Source organism: Pseudomonas sp. JL27(2026), assembly GCF_056933555.1.
Genome location: NZ_CM167794.1, coordinates 4,351,343 through 4,373,184, shown reverse-complemented (window position 1 = coordinate 4,373,184; position 21,842 = coordinate 4,351,343). Strand labels below are relative to the sequence as shown.

Genomic DNA, 21,842 nt, shown 5'->3' with positions numbered 1-21,842 from the left:
TTAATTTTCCTTCTTAAATACCAGTCCGACTTGCGCACCTGTTAAAACTGCAGGGGCGTCTATAAAGTTTTTCTCGGGGAAGGAAAGTCTCCCACCATGAGATTTCATAACCATATCGGTGTAATACAGTCCTATTCCCATTCCAGCAGGCTTTCGCGTATAAAAGGGTTGAATGATATCGGCTGCTTCATCAATAAAACCGGGGCCGTTATCCGCAATTATAATTGCAGGTGACTCCATCTCTGCAGTTGGTGCGATCCAGATGAAACGCTCCGTATCAACCTCATCTAACCAATATATTGCGTTGTCGATTACATTGACAAGTGCTGAAGTCAGCATTCGTCTCATTCCCTTGATTGTGAAATCTAGCTCAGGGCGATTTTTGAAGCCGTCCAGGAAAGTTATTTTATGCCTAGTGAATCTTCTTTGTTGTGTGAGTAATGCATATCTTACCAAGTCAGAAGCATTGATTTCTTCCATCTTTTTATTGCTTACCATATACATGGCACCCTGCAAGATGGAAACTAGCTCGTTTGACATTTTCTGCAGTTGTTCGATAGGTGCACGCTCTATGATACTTGCATTAAGTCCTTTGACGCCTCTTTCCAACTCATGGAAGACCGTTACTAATCCTAGTCCAGCTCCAGCTGCTGATAACATTACATCTCGGGTTTCGCGATAGCTCTTTCCGACGCCTCTGACGATTTCACCAATTTGAAGGTCTAGTTCCTTGTTTTTTAGAACCGATTGCTCTAATTCGGTTAATAATTCTTCAATTCCCTTTTTGTGCATAACTCCTGAAGAAAATCCAGGTGAGGTGCTAAGTGCGTTTTTAAGCAATCGTTTGTCTTTGTTTCTTTCCGCTTCAAATTGCGAAATGATACAGAGCATCGCATACACGAGTTCATTATAGGCATCATTTTCAACGAAGCCTTCTCGGTTAGTTTTTTCTTTTAAAGCTGGGCTTCCCTCAAGCTCTAGATGAATTTCGCCGATTATTTGCTTGCTACCGAATTTTCTAGTGGGGCCTTGAATGCGCCTATGATCAAGCCCTAGCCAATCATCTCCGGGTTCCCCATAGTTATATACGCGAAGACCATCTCGGTAAACCTTAATGCCTCCTTGCTGTTTGACATAGTCTTCGAGGCCCCCTTTTTCATCTTTTATATAGCGTAAGATGTCTTTATCGAAGTCAAAACCGATGATTTTTCCTTTAAGTGTGCCTATTCCCAATCCGTGATTTTCCGGATCTGTAGTGTGGTAAAGATCTGGCCTTTGAGGTCGCTTTTTTCTTTCTCTCCAATTTTCCCCGTCTTCTGGGAATTTAAATCGGAAGAACTCAAAATTCTCGGACGTTAATTCTATAGTGCGCTCGAATATGACTTCACTATAATCGGCCTTGATTGCGGTGTAAGGAGTGAAGCTGTAGTTATAATAAAAGCCTTTGTTCGAAAGCTCGAAATTGAAACTAAATAGGCTCTGGCTCTCGGCAAGTTCTGGGTCGAAAAGATCGTCCAGCCAAGTTTTTTTAGGTGTAAGTTTAAATAAAACCTCAAATTTATCTTTGTAGTCTGGCGAGTTTTCTTCATTTTTATATGATAGCGAAGCCGGAGTCATGGACTTTACAGATCTATAAAGTTTTCGGATTTCTCCTCTGCGCCATTTCTGTTTGAGATTTGAGATTTTAATGTATGTGCCAGTTGTCCCAGATTTAAATATTTCGGCTTCGCGCTCACCAATATGTACCTTGGCCTCATCTAAATACTCAGATTTTGCAAATTCCGACCAGTCTATGTCTACAACAACTTCTGGAGTATCTTTTGCCTTCGTAACCATTAATATTTTTGTGCCAAGACGGTGTACAGCAAATCGACCTACCCCTTTCTCTCCGACTTGAAGCCGGCCCTTGGTGGTTCTTTCTCCTTTAATTCTTTTTTCCAACTTATGCCCGTTGGCAGGCTCCATCCATACATTGGTTACGGTTGCAAAACTCATGCCGTAACCATTATCGATAATTGTTATTTCGCCGTTATCTTCATCGATATTGGTGAGTTCAAGATTTACTTCACTTGCGTCTGCATCATATGAGTTTTTTACAATCTCAAAGAGTGCAAGTGTATGATTCTTAATCAGCTGTTCACCCAAAAGCTCCATGATTCTTGCTTTTGGTCTGAATGATGCAATTGCCTTTTGCATTATGCTCCCTCATTACATTGTGAGATTTTTATGAATTTTAGATTCATTGAGCACTTATCACACAAAATTAATGTATCTTGAAGGTTTACGTAAAATATTTGGCGAAGCGTAGATTTTTTTCATCTGTGATTTTCCTTGCGCCGCAGTTGTAGCTAAAAAATCATGCTTTCTGCTGAGCCGCACACCCTCGATCATTTTCGCCTCGAAGTTGCGAGATTACTTTGCCATCAAAAAACAAAAAAGTGTAGTGGCTGAATGTCTGTACGGGAAGAGGATCGGCGGGATGGCTTGGCTTTTTCACTCTATTGAGCCTAACGTCTGTGTATCGCTAGTAAATTTAGCATTTGCGCCGCTTTCCCACTGCATTGGTCTCTAGTCTTAATAAAGCGACTCCATAATTTAGGGCGAAATCTATCGGTTCTACCGTTTTTTATAGCGTCTATAAGTGCTATTTAATTGCCAATTAGTTTGCGTAGGCCCTTGTTTATAAGTGTATTTTTCTTGTGTTTGAACAAATAATTGGTAAAAAAAAGCCCTGAAAAAATCAGGGCTTTCGTGTGTTTAACTGCGAACAGCAGGATTTTTGCTCAATCAATTCGAGCTGAGAAATCAATCCCAGCTCAACGCCCCACCAGTCTGATACTCAATAACCCGCGTCTCAAAGAAGTTCTTCTCTTTCTTCAAGTCCATGATCTCGCTCATCCAAGGGAACGGGTTAGTCGTCCCTGGATACTCTTCCTTCAGACCGATCTGGCTCAGGCGACGGTTAGCGATGAACTTGAGGTAGTCCTCCATCATCGCTGCGTTCATGCCCAGTACGCCGCGAGGCATGGTGTCGCGGGCGTATTCGATTTCCAGTTGGGTGCCTTGCAGGATCATCTGCGACGCTTCTTCCTTCATTTCGGCGTCCCACAGGTGTGGGTTTTCGATTTTGATCTGGTTGATCACGTCGATGCCGAAGTTCAGGTGCATGGATTCGTCGCGCAGGATGTACTGGAACTGCTCGGCGACGCCGGTCATTTTGTTGCGCCGGCCCATGGAGAGGATTTGGGTGAAGCCGCAGTAGAAGAAGATGCCTTCCAGTACGCAGTAGTAGGCGATCAGGTTGCGCAGCAACTCTTTGTCGGTTTCGACGGTGCCGGTTTCGAACTTCGGATCGGAGATCGAACGGGTGTATTTCAGGCCCCAGGTGGCTTTTTTAGCGACCGACGGGATCTCGTGGTACATGTTGAAGATCTCGCCTTCATCCATGGCCAACGATTCGATGCAGTACTGGTAGGCGTGGGTGTGGATCGCCTCTTCGAATGCCTGGCGCAGGATGTACTGGCGGCATTCCGGGTTGGTGATCAGGCGGTACACGGCCAGGACCAGGTTGTTGGCAACCAGGGAGTCGGCAGTGGAGAAGAAGCCCAGGTTGCGCATCACGATGCGGCGCTCATCGTCGGTCAGGCCTTCCGGGTCTTTCCAGAGGGCGATGTCGGCGGTCATGTTGACTTCTTGCGGCATCCAGTGGTTTGCGCAGCCGTCCAGGTACTTCTGCCAGGCCCAGTCGTACTTGAACGGGACGAGTTGGTTGAGGTCGGCGCGGCAGTTGATCATGCGCTTTTCGTCAACGGCCACACGGGCGGAGGCGCCTTCGAGTTCAGCCAGGCCTTCGGCGATGTCGAGGTTGTCCAGGGCAGCCTTGGCGCGGATGATCGCGGCGGAGTCGCTGGCGGTTACGGCACGTGCTTCCAGTGCAGCGGCACCGCCAGCGGTGTCGAGGCGGTCCATGTTGGCTTCGGTCGCGTGACCGGCATTGGCGCCTTTGGCGACAACTTCGCCGTCTTCTTTGTCGAATTCGTCCCAGCTCAGCATGACGTGTCGTCTCCTGCGTGAGGGCCAGTCGCCCGTGTGAAAACTCTGAAAGTCGGTTTTTCACACGGCCTGGTGGCCGCGTTGGATCTAAAGGAATCGTTTTGATGCGTAAAACGCAGGCAAAAAACAGAAATGTCTACGGGTGTCCTGAAGTCGCTGAAGGGCGGAGTTGACGTGGTCAGCTCCTGCGGAGACTTCAGCATGGCTTTCATCCTCCTGTAAGGGGATGTTGCAGGCCCGATTTACCGGCGCATTATAGGTGTTTTTTCATGCTTGTGGTGCGGCGAAATGGCTCAGAGAACCCTTCGCAGGGGACGTTTTCGCGGCGGACCAAGGGTTTGCAGGGCTTTGGCGGATGAAGATTTTTTTTGTACTGGCTTGGGTGATTTTGGGCGGCGGGGGAGAGGTGATGCGCTCGAGGTTTCCATGCAAAACGGTGTAACCCTGATGGGGCGGGACTTGCAGCGGTATTGAGGCGGTTTTGTCTGCAGAATTGTGTTCAGTTTCAGGCGGAAATTGTCGATGGGCTTTTTTGTTCAAAAAATAGTCAAAAAACGGGTTTTTCACTACATCTTGTGTTTTGTGTCGCGTTTCGATGCTTGTGGACACAACGGAGTGTTGACCTGACGAGGTGGTCGACGTGGGGGCAAAAGGGATGGTTTGGCGGGGCGTCGGGTGCTGTGAGGTGATGATCCCTGTGGGCATCATTGCCGCAAGAATGATTTCTTGCGGCCGGCAATGAGAGAGGTTTGAGCGTTGGGTATCAACCGTTAGAGCAGCCGTTACCCATGATGCTGTAACGCAGAATGTGCCGTTGCCCTGTCGAGTCCTCGTATTCCATTCGCGCCGGTACAACTTCACATACATTGGGAACTTCGCTCATGGAGATCACTTTGGCGATGTCCAGGTGGGTGGAGTAAGTGTATTCCTCTACCGGTACTGTTTTGCTGGCGACATCAGTCGGGACCTCGTCTGCCATGGCGGTTGCGCACAGACTGCTGAGGGCCAGAACCAATAAAGCTTTCATTTCAAATTTACCTTTCTGAGGTCGAGTAGGGGCACGCAACCTTTTTGGGGTTGCGTGTGGAACTTGAGTAAAGAGTCTTGGATTACTGCCTTCGTGGGGGCTGCAACTGGGTTAATCACATTGCCTGGTTGGCGAGACAGATTTTAGGCCTCGGGGTGACACGCATATAGGCGTGCTTTTGATAAAGACTATTGGCATATCTTGTAACAATCCCTCAAAAACGACCTTCCACGCTTCAAAATCACCTTTCCTGAAACAGCTAAAACCCGCTGAAACCGCCGCGTCTGAGCCATTTGGCCGGTAATTGCAGCGTTTTGTAGGGGCTTGTTACTACCATCGTCGAATGGTTCTATAGCCCCGGCCCGGCTACAACGAGGTCATACAAAAACAACTATTTCACCGAGGTAAGAAAGATGAGTGCGGCTTCTCTGTATCCCGTTCGTCCCGAGGTTGCGGCTACCACGCTGACTGATGAGGCGACCTACAAAGCCATGTACCAGCAGTCGGTCGTCAACCCGGACGGCTTCTGGCGCGAACAAGCCAAGCGCCTCGACTGGATCAAGCCTTTCACCACGGTGAAGCAGACGTCTTTCGACGATCATCATGTCGACATCAAATGGTTTGCCGACGGCACCCTGAACGTTTCCTACAACTGCCTCGACCGCCACCTCGCCGAGCGCGGCGATCAACTCGCGATCATTTGGGAAGGCGACGACCCTGCCGAGAGCCGCAACATCACCTACCGCGAGTTGCATGAAGAAGTCTGCAAGTTCGCCAACGCCTTGCGCGGCCAGGATGTGCATCGCGGCGACGTGGTGACTATCTATATGCCGATGATTCCCGAAGCCGTGGTCGCCATGCTGGCCTGTACCCGGATCGGTGCTATTCACTCGGTGGTGTTCGGCGGTTTCTCGCCGGAAGCCCTGGCCGGTCGGATCATCGACTGCAAATCGAAAGTGGTGATCACTGCGGACGAAGGCCTGCGTGCCGGCAAGCGCATCCCGCTCAAGGCCAACGTCGACGACGCACTGACCAACCCGGAAACCAATAGCATTCAAAAGGTCATCGTGTGCAAGCGCACCGGTGGCGACATCAAGTGGAACCAGCATCGCGACATCTGGTACGAAGACCTGATGAAAGTGGCGGGCGCCGTGTGTGCGCCGAAAGAGATGGGCGCCGAAGAAGCGTTGTTCATCCTCTATACCTCCGGCTCCACTGGCAAGCCCAAGGGTGTGCAGCACACCACGGGCGGTTACCTGCTGTACGCCGCGCTGACTCACGAGCGCGTGTTCGACTACCGTCCGGGCGAAATCTACTGGTGCACCGCCGACGTTGGCTGGGTCACCGGCCACACTTATATCGTCTATGGCCCGCTGGCCAATGGCGCGACCACTTTGCTGTTCGAAGGGGTGCCGAACTACCCGGACATCACGCGGGTGGCGAAGATCGTCGACAAGCACAAGGTCAACATCCTCTACACCGCACCGACGGCGATCCGCGCCATGATGGCGTCGGGCACCGCAGCCTGTGAAGGCGCTGATGGCAGCAGCCTGCGTCTGCTGGGTTCGGTGGGTGAGCCGATTAACCCGGAAGCGTGGGACTGGTACTACAAGAATGTCGGCCAATCCCGTTGCCCGATCGTCGACACCTGGTGGCAGACCGAAACCGGCGCCACGCTGATGAGTCCGCTGCCGGGCGCTCATGCGCTCAAGCCAGGCTCGGCGGCGCGGCCGTTCTTCGGGGTGGTGCCGGCGTTGGTGGACAACCTGGGCAACATCATCGAGGGCGTCGCCGAGGGCAACCTGGTGATTCTCGATTCGTGGCCAGGCCAGGCGCGTACGCTGTATCGCGATCACGACCGTTTCGTCGACACCTACTTCAAGACGTTCCGTGGCATGTATTTCACCGGTGACGGTGCCCGTCGCGATGAAGACGGTTACTACTGGATCACCGGGCGCGTGGATGACGTGCTCAACGTTTCCGGCCACCGCATGGGCACGGCCGAGATCGAAAGCGCGATGGTTGCGCACCCGAAAGTCGCCGAGGCGGCGGTGGTTGGTGTGCCGCATGACATCAAGGGGCAGGGCATTTATGTCTACGTCACCCTCAACGGTGGCGAAGAGCCGAACGAGGCGCTGCGCCTGGAACTGAAAAACTGGGTGCGCAAAGAGATAGGCCCGATTGCTTCGCCGGATGTCATTCAGTGGGCGCCGGGCCTGCCGAAAACCCGCTCGGGCAAAATCATGCGCCGCATCCTGCGCAAGATTGCCACCGCTGAATATGACGGGCTGGGGGATATCTCCACCCTGGCTGATCCGGGCGTGGTGCAACATCTGATTGATACGCACAAGACCATGAATGTCGCTTAACAGCGGTTCTTGAGTCATCGAAAGCCCCATCCGGTGTTGAGCCTGGTGGGGCTTTTTTGGTGGTGATCGGATTGAGATCACTGGCGTCAGTGCGGGCCTCTTCGCGAGCAAGCCCGCTCCCACATTTGATTGTTGTCATAGGCAAGATTTGTGATCGACGCAGATCTAAGGTGGGAGCGGGCTTGCTCGCGAAAGCGATCTGACAGGCACCACATAAATAAAGCACCAACCAATATTTATCGGCTTCCCCTGTACGACGCTTCCCACTGTTACCCGGCCCGTCTCAAGTAACTAAATGTGTAACCGCTCGCCCGCTTTCGAGGCATTGGGAAACGCAAAGCCCCGTTCCAGGGCCTGTTCAGGCTACCTAAAAAATAAGACACGACGCTGCGCTTGCCGGATTAGAAGGGTTTGCGAATAATAGGCCCGCAATTTGCAGCATAGATCGGTTCATCGTCTTTTGCTCTTGCATGAATTTCAAGGGCTGTCAATGTGCTTGGTCGGGTTTCTCGGTGCTTCTGTAATTTGTTGTCGCATTGAAGAAATATCGGCTCCGGGCCTGTCGTTAGAATGCCGATCACTCGCTCGTCGTTGCCTGCTTTGAAATCCGTGTTGAATTCAACGCAAGAGTCCTGGGACGCTGCGCCGCTTTCCGGTTTCACCCATTCGCATATTGGGCTGTCGCTCACTCTGCCGTTTTCGCCCTTTACCGATGGAGTCCTAAGATGAAGAAACTCGTGCTTCTTGGCGCCCTGGCACTGTCCGTGCTGTCCCTGCCGACATTTGCCGATGAAAAGCCTCTGAAAATTGGTATCGAAGCGGCGTACCCTCCGTTCGCCTCCAAGGCCCCGGACGGCAGCATCGTTGGTTTCGACTACGACATCGGCAACGCCCTGTGCGAAGAGATGAAGGTCAAGTGCGTGTGGGTCGAGCAAGAGTTCGACGGTCTGATCCCGGCACTCAAAGTGCGTAAGATCGACGCAATCCTGTCGTCCATGTCGATCACCGATGATCGCAAGAAGTCCGTGGACTTCACCAACAAGTACTACAACACCCCGGCGCGTCTGGTGATGAAGGCCGGCACGTCGGTCAGCGATAACCTGAGCGAACTCAAGGGCAAGAAAATCGGCGTACAGCGTGGCTCGATCCACAACCGTTTCGCTGAAGAAGTCCTGAAGCCGTTGGGTGCTGAAATCAAGCCGTACGGCTCGCAGAACGAAATCTACCTGGATGTGGCTGCCGGTCGCCTCGATGGCACCGTGGCTGACGCCACCCTGCTGGACGACGGCTTCCTGAAAACCGACGCCGGCAAAGGTTTCGCGTTCGTCGGCCCTGCGTTCACCGACGTCAAATACTTCGGCGACGGCGTAGGCATCGCAGTGCGTAAAGGCGACAAGGCCGAACTGGACAAAATCAACGCTGCCATCGCGGCCATCCGCGAAAACGGCAAGTACAAGCAAATCCAGGACAAGTACTTCAACTTCGATATTTACGGCAAGTAAATCGTCGAAGCTGTCTGTCCGAAATGGCGCAAGCAACAGGATCTCTGAGGTTTGCGCCATTTTTTCATCCCAATTTTCGAGGACCTGAATCATGTTGAAAGGCTACGGGGCTGTCATCCTCGATGGCGCATGGCTGACGCTTCAGCTCGCCTTGTCGTCCATGGCCCTGGCCATTGTTCTGGGTCTGATCGGGGTCGCGTTGCGCCTGTCGCCGGTACGTTGGCTGGCCTGGCTGGGCGACCTGTATTCCACGGTCATTCGCGGTATTCCTGACCTGGTGCTGATCCTGCTGATTTTCTACGGCGGTCAGGACCTGCTCAACCGCGTGGCGCCGTTGCTGGGCTATGACGACTACATCGACCTGAACCCGTTGGTCGCCGGTATTGGCACCTTGGGCTTCATCTTTGGTGCGTACCTCTCGGAAACCTTCCGCGGGGCGTTCATGGCGATTCCCAAAGGCCAGGCCGAAGCGGGCGTGGCGTATGGCATGAGCAGTTTTCAGGTGTTCTTCCGGGTATTGGTGCCGCAGATGATTCGCCTGGCGATTCCGGGCTTCACCAACAACTGGCTGGTACTGACCAAGGCGACCGCGCTGATTTCGGTGGTCGGTCTGCAAGACATGATGTTCAAGGCCAAGCAGGCGGCAGATGCCACCCGCGAGCCTTTCACCTTCTTCCTCGCAGTGGCGGCGATGTACCTGGTCATCACCAGTGTCTCGTTGCTGGCATTGCGTCACCTTGAGAAGCGCTACTCGGTAGGCGTAAGGGCGGCTGATCTATGATCTTCGACTACAACGTCATTTTCGACAGCCTGCCGCTGTACTTCGGCGGTTTGCTGACGACTCTGAAACTGCTCGCGCTGTCGCTGTTTTTCGGGTTGCTGGCGGCCCTGCCGCTGGGGCTGATGCGCGTCTCCAAGCAGCCGATCGTCAACATGAGCGCCTGGCTGTTCACCTACGTGATCCGCGGCACGCCGATGCTGGTGCAGCTGTTTTTGATCTACTACGGCCTGGCGCAATTCGAAGCGGTACGCGAAAGCTTCCTCTGGCCATGGCTGTCCAGCGCGACCTTCTGTGCGTGCCTGGCGTTTGCGATCAACACCAGCGCCTACACCGCTGAAATCATCGCCGGCAGCCTGCGGGCCACGCCGAACGGTGAGATCGAAGCGGCCAAGGCCATGGGCATGTCGCGCTACAAGATGTACAAGCGCATCCTGCTGCCGTCGGCCCTGCGCCGGGCGCTGCCGCAGTACAGCAACGAAGTGATCATGATGCTGCAGACCACCAGTCTGGCGTCCATCGTGACCTTGATCGACATCACCGGTGCCGCACGTACCGTGAACGCGCAGTACTACTTGCCGTTCGAGGCGTACATCACCGCTGGCGTGTTCTACCTGTGCCTGACGTTCATTCTGGTGCGCCTGTTCAAGTTGGCCGAGCGCCGCTGGCTGGGCTACATGGCCCCGCGGAAGCACTGATATGGAACGCATCGATCACGTCTTGCCGTGGAGCCACTTGGGTAGCGAACGCCGGGTTTCGGTGTTCCGCTTCGGCCAGGGCGAGCGCAAGGCCTACATTCAGGCGAGTTTGCACGCCGATGAGCTGCCGGGGATGCGCACGGCCTGGGAGCTGAAAAAGCGCCTGGCCGAACTCGAAGCCCAGGGCGCCCTGAACGGCGTGATCGAGCTGGTGCCGGTGGCCAACCCGATGGGCCTTGGGCAATTGCTGCAAGGCAATCACCAGGGCCGTTTCGAGGCGGGCAGCGGCAAGAATTTCAACCGTGATTTCGTCGAGTTGAGCGAACCGGTGGCGGCGCAACTGGAAGGGCGGTTGGGCGACGATGCTCACGCCAATGTCCAGTTGATTCGTCAGGCGATGAGCGATGTGCTGGCGGCATTGCCGCCCGCCGCCAGTCAGTTGCAAGGCATGCAGCGTGTGCTGCTGAGCCACGCGTGTACGGCGGATGTGGTGCTTGACCTGCATTGCGATGCAGAGGCGGCGCTGCACATGTACGCCTTGCCGCAACACTGGCCGCAGTGGCGTTCGCTGGCCGGGCATTTGGGTGTGCGGGTCGGGCTGCTGGCGGAAGACTCCGGTGGCAGTTCCTTTGATGAGGCATGTTCGTTGCCATGGCTGCGCTTGTCGCGCCTGTTCCCGGACGCGCAGATCCCGTTGGCCTGCCTGGCGACTACGCTGGAACTGGGCGGTCAAGCGGACACCACGCGCCCGCAGGCCGAGGCTCACGCCGAAGGTATTCTGGCATTCCTCGCCGAGCAGGGATTGATCGGCGGCGAATGGCCAAAACCTGTGCAGGAGCCTTGCGAAGGCGTGCCGTTCGAAGGCACCGAGTTGCTGTTTGCACCGCACCCAGGCGTAGTGAGTTTTCTGCGCGAGGTGGGCAGTTGGGTGGAACCCGGCGAGCCGATTTTTGAAGTGATTGATCCTTTGGCTGATCGGGTCAGCACCGTGTGTGCTGGTACGGCCGGCGTACTGTTTGCCGTGGAGCGGCTGCGGTATGCCCAACCCGGTTTCTGGCTGGCCAAGGTGGCGGGGCGCGAAGCGCTGCGTCACGGGCGCTTGCTCAACGACTGACTGACTGTTTTTGTGAGAACCGACCGCATGTACAAACTTGAAGTCCAAGACCTGCATAAACGCTATGGCAGTCACGAAGTGCTCAAGGGCGTGTCCCTGGCAGCAGCAGCGGGTGATGTGATCAGCATCATCGGCTCCAGTGGCTCCGGCAAAAGTACCTTCTTGCGTTGCATCAACCTGCTTGAGCAGCCGCACGCGGGCAAGATTCTGCTGAACAACGAAGAACTCAAGCTGATCCCGAACAAGGACGGCGCGCTGAAGGCTGCCGACCCGAAACAGCTGCAACGCATGCGTTCGCGCCTGTCGATGGTGTTCCAGCACTTCAACCTGTGGTCGCACATGACCGCGCTGGAAAACATCATGGAAGCACCGGTCCACGTACTGGGCATGTCCAAGGCTGAAGCACGCGAGAAAGCCGAGCATTACCTGGCCAAAGTGGGCGTGTCCCATCGTAAGGATGCATACCCTGGGCACATGTCCGGCGGTGAGCAACAGCGTGTGGCGATTGCCCGTGCGCTGGCGATGGAGCCAGAGGTGATGTTGTTCGACGAACCGACCTCGGCACTCGACCCGGAGCTGGTGGGCGACGTGCTCAAAGTGATGCAGGCCCTGGCCCAGGAAGGTCGGACCATGGTGGTGGTGACGCACGAAATGGGCTTCGCCCGTGAAGTGTCCAACCAACTGGTGTTCCTGCACCAGGGTGTCGTCGAAGAGAGCGGCAACCCGCGTGAAGTGCTGGTCAACCCGCAATCCGAACGCCTGCAACAATTCCTGTCGGGCAGCTTGAAGTAATCGCTCCCGTTGTGCACCAAATTAGGTCATGCTGCGCACCGTGCGCCAGATGGTCTAATTTGGTTGCAGCCGCTTTCGGCTCTAACACTGTTTTCGTTTCGGATTGCTCGCCATGACTGCCCATCGAATTGGTTTCCTGATTTGGCCCAGCACTAAAGCCTTGACGCTGGCGCTGGCCGAGGAGGCCTTGCGTGTTGCTCAGCGCGTGCATCCAGACGTTGTCTACGAACTGTCGTTCTTGCAGGCCGAAGCGCCTGGTGAAGGGGCCTGGCAGTTGCCGGGCGAGCCCTGGGCCGGCAAGCTCGAAGGTTTGCAGAAGCTGTTTTTGCTGGCCGACGAGCCACCGGCAGCGCTGGCGCCGGCCCTGAGCAGCGCGCTCAAGCAACTGGTTCGCGCCGGTTGCGTGATTGGCGGTTTGTCGGCGGGTGTCTATCCGCTGGCCCAGTTGGGTCTGCTCGACGGTTACCGCGCTGCGGTGCACTGGCGCTGGCAGGACGACTTTGCCGAGCGCTTCCCGAAAGTCATTGCCACCAGCCACCTGTTCGATTGGGATCGCGACCGCCTGACGGCTTGCGGCGGGATGTCGGTACTCGACTTGCTGCTGGCAGTGCTGGCCCGTGATCACGGCGCTGAACTCGCTGGTGCGGTGTCCGAAGAGTTGGTGGTGGAGCGCATTCGCGAAGGTGGCGAGCGTCAGCGGATTCCGTTGCAGAACCGCCTCGGCTCCAGTCACCCGAAGCTCACGCAAGCCGTGTTGCTGATGGAAGCCAACATCGAAGAACCGCTGACCACCGACGAAATTGCCCAGCACGTGTGCGTGTCCCGTCGGCAGTTGGAACGAATTTTCAAGCAGTACCTCAATCGTGTACCGAGCCAGTACTACCTCGAGCTGCGCCTGAACAAGGCCCGGCAGATGTTGATGCAGACCAGCAAGTCGATCATTCAGATCGGCCTGTCCTGCGGTTTCTCCTCGGGGCCACACTTCTCCAGTGCCTACCGCAACTTCTTCGGTGCCACGCCGCGTGAAGACCGTAATCAACGGCGCAGCAGCAGCCCGTTCGAATTGTCCTCAGTCCCTTCAGAGCGTGGTTGATCGAGCCCCATCATCGGGGTGATGAGCGCTTCAATGCCAAAATGCACGCCTGTGCGTTCGAAGTAGGCGATCAACGTTTGCAGGCTGTGCCCTGAAAAGCGATTGCCGCTGAAGTTGAAGCCTTCAGCCCTCTCCAAAGGCAGTTCCAGCAGCATGTTGGGGATTTTGGTGAGGGCGTTGTCACTGAGGTCGACCCATTCCAGTTCCGCCAGTTGAAACACCCCGTGCGGGACTTCCCTGATTCCGGTGTCATTGAGCCGCACGGTGACGAGTGTCGCCATTTGGCTGAGGTCGGGTGCCTGCCCCAAAGGGTTTGAGCCCAGATCGAGCGTATCGAGCTGTTCCATTTGCGCGAGTGCGGCCGACGTGCGGGATGACAGGTTGATACGGCAGTGCGCCAGTGACAGCGCCCGCAACTGACTCATCGTGAATAGGGCGTCGGGGAGGTTGCCCAGGTTGCAGTCGCGCAGGGTAAGGCTTCTGAGGTTGGGAAAAGCCTCCAGGAAGCGTCCGATACCCGTCACGCCTTCGGCACTGTGCACCGCCAGCGCAGAGACATGGCTGAAGTCGCCCCTCAGGGTTGGCAGGTCGCCATGGATGACGGTGTTGACGACGAGCTCATAGGTCGGCTCAAGCACGTCATTGAAGTCGTCCTGCCCGGTTTCGCGCCGCCAGCAGCGCTCCAGCTTTTGCTTGAGGGCGTTGCGGTGTTCGCGCTCGATTCGCTGTTGTGGTGCATCGAAGGGTTCGCCACTGCGCGGGTGCAGGGCCGGCAGGTCGGCGGCCCAGGCGGACAGGTCATCGCTGAGTCGGGCGAGTTCTGTTTCCAGTCGTTCCAGCTCGAACCGACCGTCTTCCAGGGTGCCGGGCAAGTCGTACACAAAGTCGCTCGCCTGCCGGGGTTCAGTGTTCGGGTACAGCACGGTGACGCGTTCGATGTCCGCTTCGGGGGCGCAGACTCCCAAGTCATAAGCGCTGCTGAAATAGTGGTGTTTGATGAGTTCCCGCGCAGTGCTGGAGAGCGGGTTGTGCGCAAGCTGCACGCCGTGTTTGTGATAGGCGGGGCTGTCGAACAGTTCGCTGGGGAGCTGACTGATCCTGTTGCCCGACAGCTTGGCGGCGTCGAGCTTGGGGTGGTGCATGACACCTGTGGGGATTTCGGTCAGGCCGCAGTGGCTCAGGTCCAGATGAACGAGTTCGGGCAGCGATTCAAGGTTTGGCACTGTCGTGAGGGGGTTGCCGGACAGGTCCAGCGTGACCAGGGTGTTCAAAGAGGCCAGTTTCGCCCTGTCGGTCGCATCGAACCGGATGCCGCACTCGCTGAGAATCAGTGTGTCCAGATCAGGCATTCGGGGCACGGCGTCGGGGAGGCGGGTCAGGCAAAAACGTCGTAGCTCCAGACGCTGCAGCCCCTTGAAGGACTGGAGGAATTTGGGGGAGCCCTGCATTGCCCGGCTCCCTACCAGGGACAGTCGCGACACATGGCTGAAATCGGCACTCAGCGTCGGCAAGTCGCCGAGTATCGGTGAGGTGAAACCGAGCGTGTATCGGTCGGCGTTGTCCGGGGTATTTAAATCCCGTTCGGATTGCCGCCGCCAACTGCGCAGGATTTCCTGAGCCAGTAACCGGCGGTTGCGTTGCGCGGTTTGTTGTTCCAGATCACTCAGCGGGGCCTGCGTTTGGGGGTGAACGAGGGGCGTCTCGGTTAGCCAGGTGCTCAGGTCTTCGCGCAGTCGGGTGAGTTCGCAGGCCCGGCGCGAGAGTGCTGCGTGTGTGCCGTCGGGCGCGCGTTGCAGTTCAAGGGCAATGCGTTGGCGTTCATCCGGCGCAAGGCTGGGGTAAACCTCACGGATTCTGCTGTCGAGGGTGGGAGGCGTGACGTGATTGCGGTGGTAACCCTGATTGCCGCCCGGCAGGCGCAGGGTCGTGGGGTCGTAGAACGGTTTTCGACGGGGATGCCTGGCAAACAGTCGGCGCACTGTCGGTTGATCCGCGATGTGTTGTGCGATGCGCTGTTTGAAGATTTGCCCTTCGTTGATGGCAAGGCCCGGCTCCACGTGCTGCGCGTCTGGTAACGCCTGAAGCAGGGCTGCATAAAAGTCGCCAGGGGGCTGCTGGGGTGTGTTGTCGCCATAAACCTGGTAGGTGGCGTCTTCAGCGCGTATCAGAACGCCAAGGGCTGGCGCGTCAACAGGGCCGATGCTATCGCGCAGCGCGCCGTCATGGGACACGTCTCTGACTTCGATTCGCAGGTCGACGGGCCAGCCTGGCAGCGAGGCAAGGCTGTGCAAGGCCAGTCGGTGGGTGTCTGCGGTTTCCAGCGAGGCTCGATAAAAACCCTCACAGGCTCGTGCGGCGCGCACCGCTTCCATGGCTTTCAGTGCGGCTTCCTTGAGGCGCTGGGGCACTCGGCCATCGTGCAGTTGCAGCCATTCGCTGCTGGTGGCATTGCTCAGCAGTTCTTGCGCGATGTCTGTCGGTAATCCCTGGACTTCGACGAGTAGCGGCTGAACCAGAAGGTCGTGCGTGTTCTCAAGTGCCCGGTAACGGGATTCAAACAGCGACTTGCGCTTGTTCGGGACGACTTCCGGGTGAAGGTCGCGCTCGAGCCTGAAGCGTTTGATGCAGTCGGTCAGCAGTGAGGGCGGGGGCAGATTCTCGACATGCATTTCGCGCAACACGTTGTCGTGGTAGCCGCTGATACACAATATTTGCTCGCGTTCGGCGTTGGAAAATGACTCGACGCTGTGGCCGAGGCGCCGCATGACGGTCTCGCGATCCCAGTCCAGCGGTTGCTCGAACGCTGTCTGCCAGGCGCCATGCTGGTTATGCCGCAGTAGAGGTTGATAGGCGTCGGCGCGGCCGGGGTGCTCAATGTGAAACTGGCCGGTGCGATTATTCAGGCGTACGGCGTAGAGGTTGCCTTCCAGAGGCAGGAAGTGTTTGCCCAGATGTTGATACAAGCCCAGGGCATCGGGCTTGGCGTCTGTCGGCAAGGTGAAGCGATGGTTATATTCATGCAGATTCATGCGCGTGTTCCTTGGTGTGTGGAGTAGCCCAAGGAAAACAGGCGCTGATGGGCGCTGTGCGGTACATAGTTGCCGTGTGGCGGTGCGCGTAATGCAGCAAACCCGGCCGGTGCCGGGTCTGCGCGATCAAACGTTAACGTTGGGCAGTCAGGCCGGGGGGCAACTGCCTTGGCCATGCGGGATCATTCGTCGACTTCACTGCCCTCGGAAGATGAAGTCGCCAGTTCTGCGTTGTCGATGACGTGATCGATACCGAAGTCTTCTCCGGTTCGCTGAAAGTAGGCGATGAACAATTGCAGGCTTTCCTGGGAGAACGGATTGCCTCGAAAGTTGATCGCTTGAGCCGTATCGACCGGCAGTTCCAGAATGTCGCTGGGTATGTCGGTGATGACGTTATCGCTCAGGTTGGCGACCTCCAGTTTCGTTCGGCTCAGCAGGCCGGGTGGAATCGCTGAAATACCGGTGTCGTGGATAATCAGGTGCTTGAGTTTCGGCATTTGGCTGACGTCGACAGGCAGCCCCAGCGGGTTGCCGCTCAGGATCAGGCGCTCAAGATGCTCCATGCCGGCCAATGCAGCCTGTGTCTGTGTGGTCAGGGTGATGTCGCAGTCGGGCAACTCCAGTGTGCTCAGCTCACCCAAGTGGAACACCGCGTCGGGAATGGCGCGCAGCCGATAGTCGCTGATGGTCAGGTGCAGCAGGTTGGGGAAGCAGCGTAGAAATCCATCGACGTCTGATGCGCCCGCCTCTTCGCCATCCAGATAAAGGCGCGACACATGACTGAAATCCGCCGTCAGTGTCGGTAACGGTCCATTGATGATCTCGTCGGTGTACAGCTCGTAGCGGGCTTCACCCGCTTCAGTAAACCCTTCCAGATCGGACTCGCGCCGCCAGCACTGCTCTACGGTTTGCTTGAAGGCGTCGCGAGCAAAGTGTTCTTCTGTCAGTTGCGTATCGGTAAAGGGCTGTCCCGTTCTTGGGTGGATGGCGGGAACGTTGCCAGTCCACGCGGCCAGATCGTTGCCCAGCTTGGTGTACTCGGTTTCCAGGCGCGTTAGTTCGGTTCTGCCGGTTTCCAGGTTTCCGGGCAGTTGGTAGATGAAATCGCTGGCTTCCTCCCTGTCCAGAAGCGGGTACAACACCTGGACCCGCTCAATCTCGGCGGGGGCGGCCATGACACCGAAGTCCTGGCGGTTTGTTCCAAAGTAGGCCTTGATCTGTTCGCGGCAGGCCAGCGAGAGCGGGTTGTTACCAACGTCCATGCCTTTGCTGGTGCGGGCGGGCAGATTGAAAAAGCCCGGTTCCAGATCGGTGATCAGGTTGTCATTGAGAATCGCCGTATGCAGACTCGGGTGGCCGAGCAAGCCTTCCGGCATGCTGCTGATACCTGTGTTGGAGAGGTCGACAAAGCTGAGTTCAGGCATCCCCCGCAGGTTGGGTGATAACCCCAGCGGGTTGTTGTAGAGGTCCAGCGTTACCAGGTTGCTGAAGGATGAAAGCGTTGCCTGTGTCTGCTGCGTGAGAACGATGCCGCAGTCGCTCAGCAGCAGTTGATTGAGCTTTGGCATGGTGGACAGCGCTGACGGAAGTTCGCCGAGGGCAACATGTCTGAGTTCCAGGCGGGTCAGGCCGCTGAAGTTCTGCAGGAAGCCCATGATGCCTTGTGGGGCGCCGCTGTCCGTCAGCGACAGCGTTGAAATGCGGCTGAAGTCCGCCGTCACGGTTGGCAGTGCGCCCTCGAGTGTCTTGGAAAAACTCAACAGGCACTCGCCGTCCTCACCACCTTCGGCGAGGGCGGCAGTGTTGGCGGTGATTTGCCGACGCCAGCCACGCAGCATCTCGGCCCTGAACGCGATGCGCGTTTCTCTGTTCTCCATCACCTGCGCGGCGCTGAGCCTGTGGCCGGTTTCAGGGTGGAAGTGGGGCACCTGGCTGGCCCAGGCATGCAGGTCATGACTCAGTTGCAGGTACTCGCCTTGCAGGCGGGTAATTTCTGCATGGGCGCCGGAGGGGTGGCTGCGCAGTTGGCGAATGACCTCCAGCACTTCTTGCGGGTCGAGTGCCGGGTAGAGCTGGCGAACCCGTTGATTGAGGTCCGGCCTTCCTGGCAGTAGGCGACGATAGCCATCGCCCCCACCGAGAAGGCGCAGGGTGCGCGGGTCATAGGCCGGTTTGAGTATCGGGTTTTGCTCCAGGACATTGCGCAGTTCACTGCGCTCCAGGGTGTGCTCGCGCAGTGTCTGCCTGAGCTTTGGCCCTTCATGGATATTGAACTTCAATGCATTGCGTTCAGTGCCGGGCAGGGCATGAAGCAGCGCGCTGTAGAGGTCGGTCGCGCCGCTCAGGTCCAGGCCTTTGTCGTCATAGGCCTCGTACCGGGCATCCTCGCGCTGTACCAGCACTTTACGGATGGGGGCGTCTTGTTTGCCGATGCGGGTGCGCGTGCGGCCGCCGAATGAATAGTCCTGGAGGTCGATGCGAACCTCGGACGACCAGCCCGGCAGGCGTTCAAGCGAATGGAACATCAACAGGTCGGTGTCTGGATTCTCCAGCGACAACACGTCAACGCCTTCGTAGGCCCGCGTCACGCGGACCTCTTGCAGGGCCCAGCGAGCAAGCTCCTTGAGACGCTGCGGTACGGCTGCGTCTTGCATCTGTTGCAACTCGGAGCCGCTGGCGTGCTCCAGCAGTTCCGTTGCCACGCTGAGTGGTAGATCCGGGGCGATGTCGATCAGTTTTTGAGCCAGGGCGTTATGGCTGTGCTCAAGCGCACGGTATCGACGCTCGAACAGCAAGGCTCTTTGGCGAACGGCGGTCAGGGCGAGTTTTTGCCTCAGTGTCGCGGCGCGAGCGTTCAGTGACCGGGGCGGCGTACCTGGGGCTTCTTCCAACAGGGTTTTCTGTTCGGTTTCACTCAGGTTGGCCAGCAGGGTTTTGAGCAGGTCGCCGTCGGTCAGCCGGCCTTCCTGGACCTCAATACCGGTGTTTGCAGGGCTCGTGGTTTCCCAGGCGATGTTGCCCTGTGCATCGAGCAGGCTGAGGCCTGTATCTTCGGGCCACAGGAAATGTTCGCTGAGTAACTGGAGCTGGGTCTGTGAGTCGGCCTTTGAATACGTTTCAAGATGCTCACTGCCGAGCTGTTCTATAAAGGTTTGCAGGTCTTTGTCGATGTTGATGCGTTTGAGGGTGTCGGCCAGTAGAGAGGGTAGCGGCTCGTGCTCGACATGCATTTTGCGCAAGGTGTTCTCGTGCAGGCCGCAGGCCCTGAGCGCGCGCTCGCGTTCGGCGGGGGAGAGCCTTTCGCTCAGTGGGCCCAGGCGCCGCAATACGGTGTGGTTGTCCCATTCCAGCGGTCGGTCGAGTTCGGTCTGCCAGGCGCCGCTGCCGTTGTGTTTGAGCGCGGGGCGGTAGGCGTCGGGGCGGGTGGGGTGTTCAATGCGGTAGTCGCCGGTCGGGTCTTGCCTGACGGCGAAGCGCTTGCTGTCGATGGGGGCGATGGTTTTACCGTTGTGCCGATACAGCCCTGACACCTCGGGAACCGATTTCAGTGGCAGGGGCGCGGTATGTTCGTAGGGGGCCAGGTCGGGCGCCCAGTAAAGGGTTTTGCCGTTGGCCGCTTGTACCGGTTTGAACCGGTCGATGAAGGCGATGACCTCTGCGGGCAGTGCCTTGCGAAACTCTGCCGCTGCAATGACGCTGCCCGCAGCGAAGGCGCCTAACTGGACCAGCGATTCAACCACGGTCATGAGGTGCTCGAATGCTTCGGCGGTCAGCCCTTGGGCCCAGTCGATGACCCCTTCGAAGGCATCGTTGACCAATTGATAGGCCATGTAGGCCAGCATCAGTTCCCCTAGAAATGGCACAAAGGGCAGGGCGACGAACGCGGCGACCTGCACAATGGCGGACACCACGCGGGTAAAGGAGTCCCAGAGTGCCCATCGGGCCTTTTGATCCGCCGCTGCGGTGGAAACCGCAATGACCCGGGCGTCGTTGAGAATCTTGTCAAGGTGTGCCTGGTAGAGATGGGGCCAGGGGCCGCGATGGATCGGCGTCATGGAAAACTGCAGTTCGGGTCGCTCTGTCGGCGCGTCACGCCATGATGGCAGCGGGTCACCGTAGGGGCGTTGATGCCAGGTCACCTGGCTCAGGCGATCGGCCAGGTTGCCAAAGAAATGCCCGCGGTCTTCGTGGGCCACAAATCGGCTGAAAAACTGTTGGTAATCCGGGGTGCGCAGTTGGCGACTGAGGGTGTGCATCAGCTCGGCGGTGGAGGTGTACTCCTTGATCGGGTGCTCCGGGTCATTGGGGATGTAAGCCACAATCCGTGCGGTAGTACGTGAGTGTTCCAGGTTCGGCGCAAACACCACGATGCCGGTCAGTTTGGCGGACATGATCGTCAAGTCGTGGCACAGCAAAGGTTCATTGCCGAGTTTGATGCCGTGCGCGCCGTCGGCCAGCCCCCGAATCAATTGAAAGAAGTCGTCCTGAATGTCGCCGTTCATTCGCGCCAGTTGCAGCGCCGCTTTCAACGCAGCTTTCTGGCTGGCCTCGATCCGGGGGCGCAGCACCGCCGCGACCACCGGGTTGGAGATGCCCAGGTTCTCGTCAAGGTAGGTGCGGTACTGGCCGCCGATATCCAGCTCCCGGCACAACCGGGTAAAGGCTTGTACCGTGATCTTCTGCTTGAGTGCGGGCAGGGTGTCGAACTGTCCGGTCGACGTCGGTGCGGTGATGAACGTCGAGTCGGGTTCGTAGGCGTCCTTGGCGGTTTCCTGTTCTTCAAAATTGTGCAGCGCCGCATTCAGCAGTGAAACCGTCCAGGTGCGGGCGGCACCTGACTTGATCGAAAACCAGGGAATGGTCGCGGGGATGTACAGGCGCAAGAACGTCTTATTGACGTCCAGGTCCACGCCGAATCGCGTTTTCAGGGCGTTCTTGAGCAGTGGCTCGGCGAAGGTGTAGGCGTCTTGCAGGTTTTCCAGGGTTCGGTCGACAACGTTCTGGGCCGTCCAGTGCGCAGCATTGAGTTGCCCGAGTTCGGCGTGTTGCGCGGCCGGTGCCGAGCGCAGCCGCTGCGTCAGGAAGGGCTGTGCTTTTCTCAGCGCCAGGCGCCTGTCGAGTGAGGCGTTGCCGAGCCAGTGCGCGATTGTGTGGGCAAGTGGGGGGAAGTGAGTGTCGGTGTGGGCAAAATAGGTTGCGTCAGCCAAGGCTGCACGCGCGGGTTCATCGGGTAATTGCATGGTGCTGATCCGTTAGCGCTAAAAGGACGACAAAGGAAACAGGATGAGCCGATGGTGGAGCGGTACATATTTAGGCGCGCGGGTATTCATCTCGCGCCAAGCCTGCCGCAAATCGGCGCCAGCAGTTTAAACTGCGCCTTTGCGACG

Annotated in this window: 12 protein-coding genes and 1 pseudogene; 7 read left to right on the top strand and 6 right to left on the bottom strand. The window is 57.1% G+C overall.

Annotated features, from left to right (window positions below; translation table 11 throughout):
• From AC1Z1G_RS19880 to AC1Z1G_RS19865, 4 genes are all read right to left on the bottom strand, one after another.
• Entirely contained in the window at nucleotides 1-2,196 is a 2,196-nt protein-coding gene (locus AC1Z1G_RS19880) for an ATP-binding protein (RefSeq protein WP_483621984.1), read from the bottom strand.
• 609 nt (nucleotides 2,197-2,805) lie between these two features.
• Nucleotides 2,806-4,053: a ribonucleotide-diphosphate reductase subunit beta gene (locus AC1Z1G_RS19875; protein ID WP_483621982.1), complete on the bottom strand. Its 1,248-nt coding sequence runs from the start codon at nucleotides 4,051-4,053 to the stop codon at nucleotides 2,806-2,808.
• 267 nt (nucleotides 4,054-4,320) lie between these two features.
• On the bottom strand, nucleotides 4,321-4,662 hold the full coding sequence (locus AC1Z1G_RS19870; protein WP_483621980.1) for a hypothetical protein: 342 nt from the start codon (nucleotides 4,660-4,662) through the stop codon (nucleotides 4,321-4,323).
• 154 nt (nucleotides 4,663-4,816) lie between these two features.
• A complete protein-coding gene (locus tag AC1Z1G_RS19865; RefSeq protein ID WP_483621978.1) occupies nucleotides 4,817-5,080 on the bottom strand; it encodes a DUF2790 domain-containing protein in 264 nt (87 codons plus the stop codon).
• A gap of 413 nt (nucleotides 5,081-5,493) precedes the next feature.
• Between AC1Z1G_RS19865 and acs the strand changes: the two genes are divergently transcribed.
• The 7 genes from acs (at nucleotide 5,494) to argR (ending at nucleotide 13,426) form a co-directional block, all read left to right on the top strand.
• Complete coding sequence (gene acs / locus AC1Z1G_RS19860) at nucleotides 5,494-7,449, top strand: acetate--CoA ligase (RefSeq protein WP_483621976.1); 1,956 nt, start codon at nucleotides 5,494-5,496, stop codon at nucleotides 7,447-7,449.
• 725 nt (nucleotides 7,450-8,174) lie between these two features.
• Nucleotides 8,175-8,951, top strand: coding sequence for an ABC transporter substrate-binding protein (locus AC1Z1G_RS19855; RefSeq protein WP_347901550.1), 777 nt, complete (start codon nucleotides 8,175-8,177; stop codon nucleotides 8,949-8,951).
• 91 nt (nucleotides 8,952-9,042) lie between these two features.
• Complete coding sequence (locus AC1Z1G_RS19850) at nucleotides 9,043-9,732, top strand: ABC transporter permease (protein ID WP_347901549.1); 690 nt, start codon at nucleotides 9,043-9,045, stop codon at nucleotides 9,730-9,732.
• Complete coding sequence (locus AC1Z1G_RS19845) at nucleotides 9,729-10,427, top strand: ABC transporter permease (RefSeq protein ID WP_347901548.1); 699 nt, start codon at nucleotides 9,729-9,731, stop codon at nucleotides 10,425-10,427. The genes AC1Z1G_RS19850 and AC1Z1G_RS19845 overlap by 4 nt, the downstream gene beginning before the upstream one ends.
• Before the next feature lies 1 nt (nucleotide 10,428).
• Nucleotides 10,429-11,541 (top strand): succinylglutamate desuccinylase/aspartoacylase family protein, encoded by a 1,113-nt coding sequence (locus AC1Z1G_RS19840; RefSeq protein WP_483621974.1) that lies wholly within the window; start codon nucleotides 10,429-10,431, stop codon nucleotides 11,539-11,541.
• A gap of 27 nt (nucleotides 11,542-11,568) precedes the next feature.
• The gene (locus tag AC1Z1G_RS19835) at nucleotides 11,569-12,333 is read left to right on the top strand and encodes an ABC transporter ATP-binding protein (RefSeq protein WP_347901546.1); all 765 of its coding nucleotides are present in this window, start codon (nucleotides 11,569-11,571) and stop codon (nucleotides 12,331-12,333) included.
• A gap of 112 nt (nucleotides 12,334-12,445) precedes the next feature.
• The gene (gene argR, locus AC1Z1G_RS19830; protein ID WP_483621973.1) at nucleotides 12,446-13,426 is read left to right on the top strand and encodes a transcriptional regulator ArgR; all 981 of its coding nucleotides are present in this window, start codon (nucleotides 12,446-12,448) and stop codon (nucleotides 13,424-13,426) included.
• Here argR and AC1Z1G_RS19825 read toward each other — a convergent pair.
• A pseudogene (locus AC1Z1G_RS19825) lies at nucleotides 13,369-16,467 on the bottom strand (leucine-rich repeat domain-containing protein); the annotation flags it as partial. The gene argR and the pseudogene AC1Z1G_RS19825 sit on opposite strands and share 58 nt — an antisense overlap.
• A 170-nt stretch (nucleotides 16,468-16,637) precedes the next feature.
• Nucleotides 16,638-21,695, bottom strand: a complete 5,058-nt coding sequence (locus AC1Z1G_RS19820; RefSeq protein ID WP_483621971.1) for a dermonecrotic toxin domain-containing protein — start codon at nucleotides 21,693-21,695, stop codon at nucleotides 16,638-16,640.
• Nucleotides 21,696-21,842: the final 147 nt, after the last annotated feature.

Bases quoted from the DNA above. Each gene is read 5' to 3' on its own strand.
- AC1Z1G_RS19880 (WP_483621984.1), bottom strand. From the start codon at position 2,196: ATGCAAAAGGCAATTGCATCATTCAGACCAAAAGCAAGAATCATGGAG.
- AC1Z1G_RS19875 (WP_483621982.1), bottom strand. From the start codon at position 4,053: ATGCTGAGCTGGGACGAATTCGACAAAGAAGACGGCGAAGTTGTCGCC.
- AC1Z1G_RS19865 (WP_483621978.1), bottom strand. From the start codon at position 5,080: ATGAAAGCTTTATTGGTTCTGGCCCTCAGCAGTCTGTGCGCAACCGCC.
- acs (WP_483621976.1), top strand. From the start codon at position 5,494: ATGAGTGCGGCTTCTCTGTATCCCGTTCGTCCCGAGGTTGCGGCTACC.
- AC1Z1G_RS19855 (WP_347901550.1), top strand. From the start codon at position 8,175: ATGAAGAAACTCGTGCTTCTTGGCGCCCTGGCACTGTCCGTGCTGTCC.
- AC1Z1G_RS19850 (WP_347901549.1), top strand. From the start codon at position 9,043: ATGTTGAAAGGCTACGGGGCTGTCATCCTCGATGGCGCATGGCTGACG.
- AC1Z1G_RS19845 (WP_347901548.1), top strand. From the start codon at position 9,729: ATGATCTTCGACTACAACGTCATTTTCGACAGCCTGCCGCTGTACTTC.
- AC1Z1G_RS19840 (WP_483621974.1), top strand. From the start codon at position 10,429: ATGGAACGCATCGATCACGTCTTGCCGTGGAGCCACTTGGGTAGCGAA.
- AC1Z1G_RS19835 (WP_347901546.1), top strand. From the start codon at position 11,569: ATGTACAAACTTGAAGTCCAAGACCTGCATAAACGCTATGGCAGTCAC.
- argR (WP_483621973.1), top strand. From the start codon at position 12,446: ATGACTGCCCATCGAATTGGTTTCCTGATTTGGCCCAGCACTAAAGCC.
- AC1Z1G_RS19820 (WP_483621971.1), bottom strand. From the start codon at position 21,695: ATGCAATTACCCGATGAACCCGCGCGTGCAGCCTTGGCTGACGCAACC.